The sequence below is a fragment of the Mucilaginibacter sp. genome, assembly GCF_041663085.1.
In the GTDB taxonomy this organism is placed as follows: Bacteria; Bacteroidota; Bacteroidia; order Sphingobacteriales; family Sphingobacteriaceae; genus Mucilaginibacter.
The window spans coordinates 1-2004 of sequence record NZ_JBAZRC010000154.1 but is presented as its reverse complement, the minus strand read 5'-3'; the positions used below and the strand labels follow the sequence as shown (position 1 = coordinate 2004).

At 41.7% G+C, this 2004-nt stretch carries 3 protein-coding genes; all 3 read left to right on the top strand.

What is annotated here, in order from left to right; all coding sequences use genetic code 11:
* Positions 1-166 precede the first annotated feature (166 nt).
* From WC615_RS19940 to WC615_RS19930, 3 genes are read left to right on the top strand one after another with little or no spacing between them, the layout of a single operon-like run.
* Positions 167-769 carry a DUF6088 family protein gene (locus WC615_RS19940; protein WP_372979821.1) on the top strand — a complete coding sequence of 201 codons (603 nt, stop codon included), beginning with the start codon at positions 167-169 and terminating at the stop codon, positions 767-769.
* 1 nt (position 770) lies between these two features.
* The gene (locus WC615_RS19935) at positions 771-1568 is read left to right on the top strand and encodes a hypothetical protein (protein ID WP_372979820.1); all 798 of its coding nucleotides are present in this window, start codon (positions 771-773) and stop codon (positions 1566-1568) included.
* Between the two features lie 22 nt (positions 1569-1590).
* Complete coding sequence (locus WC615_RS19930) at positions 1591-1917, top strand: hypothetical protein (protein WP_372979819.1); 327 nt, start codon at positions 1591-1593, stop codon at positions 1915-1917.
* Positions 1918-2004: the final 87 nt, after the last annotated feature.

Genomic DNA, 2004 nt, shown 5'->3' with positions numbered 1-2004 from the left:
TTTTTCGAACTCTACGAATCACGCAATGGGCGAATAACTCTAATTGTTCCAGCAAAAATACGGAATATTTCCGTTATTAAAAGACCAGCTATAGCATAAATAAGATACATTAAATTAAATATTTATAATTTATTTTGTTACCTTTTTAGATATATTTGTAACACAATTGAATTCAATTCATCAAAATATTGCAACACGGATAAAAGGCTATGCTATAGGCAGCATCCTCTTTCCCTGTGATTTTAGGGGTTTAGGTTCTGAAGATGCAATCAAAATGAGTTTGAGCAGGCATGCGAGAAACGGTCTGGTGGAACGGCTTGGACAAGGCGTGTATTTGAAAGTAAAGGCTAAGGGCAAGACTGCCAAACCGACTATGGAGCAAATTGCTTTAGCGATTGCAAAAAAAGAGAAAATCAAGATCAAACCGTCAGGCGAGTTTGCATTGCATAAGCTTGGAATGACAGCCAATCTTCCTGATGACCTTATCTATATCACCGATGGCGAACCCCGTAATATCCTGATAGGCAGTAAGCGTCTTATTTTGAAATCTACAACGCCTAAGAAATTGCGCCTATCAAATGGGATCAGTGGTTTGCTTATTCAAGGATTAGAAGAGCTGGGAAAAGATGCACTGAATGACCAGCTTAAAAACCAGGTTTCGGCACAATTAAAAAAAGAAGACGAAAAAAATGTTATGGCAGATCTCCAACTGGCACCCGCTTGGATATATGATCTGCTTTATAAATTAAATCAACAGCTAACAAGGTAATATGAAAATGCAACTTAAAGTAGATTTTAACGAACACGGTACCGATGAAACATTTCTGTGGCACCAGGCAAAGGAGGTATTGCAGCATCTGCCTAACGAGCAGCAAGAACTGATGCCAGGCCTGAAGTGGGGTTCGGTCTTTCAGCTCTATACACCTGCTTTTTGGAAATACCAGTACCTCACGAATAGCTTCCCGGCTGACACCGAAACACACCGTCTCGCGGGCTCAGTAAGGGATGAGATTGTCATGTGTATGCTGGGCGGCTATGGCATTCCATCCGAAATGGGAATCATTGCTTTTGATCGTCTTAAATCGGAGTGCTTGATCCAACCATTTATTAAGCTGGAAGTATTAATGGAGGCGTTAAGCCGGCCATTTGAATTAGGAAATGAAAAAAAAGTGAGGTATCGTTTCGCTCGCCAGAAGGCTGAATACATTTATGCTTTTTTAAATCGTTCAGACATTAACGATATTCCTGCAACGAACGACCTGTCTTTACGCGAGTGGCTGATGTCTGTAAAAGGCATTGGTTATAAAACGGCTTCCTGGATCACACGCAACTGGCTCCGGAGCGAACAGGTGGCTATCCTGGATATACACTTACTCCGCGCAGGAGTGATTACTGGTTTTTTTCACCCGGATTATAACCTGAATACCGAATACTTGAATCTTGAACAGCGTTTTCTGAATTTTTGTCTGCAGCTGGAAGTCAGGCCATCAGATATGGATGCGATTATTTGGCACTATATGAAAAAAAATAATAAATTAGCGTTAAATATTTTAGCTTCAATTACTTAAACCTTTTTCAATAAACCTTTTCATGTCAGGAAGTTCAGGCGGTTCATTTGGTGGGGGATTCTCACCTGAGCCAAATTGTGAGAAATTAAATATCAAAATTAACTTAGCATCCCCGGTGCCTGAAGTGATTGATGATCTGGTAACAGGTGAAGTCCTCACGGTAAGTCTGGACGGTCCTGCTGGGCCAATAACCGCAGTTACTACCGACGGTGACGTTGCAGGCGCAATCTTGGTATCAGACCCCGCCAAACTCATTAGTTGTATGAATGATGGGTTTAATTTTATGGCCAAGGTATTATCGAAAACTGGAGGTGACTGCCAGGTTGCGATTTATTGTATCGGCAAATGATTGCAATTACAGGCGGAAATTACCGGGAACAATGCCTTCACCCGGATTTCGATCAACAGTTCGGTTCCGGGCTAAGAGCGCGCCGAG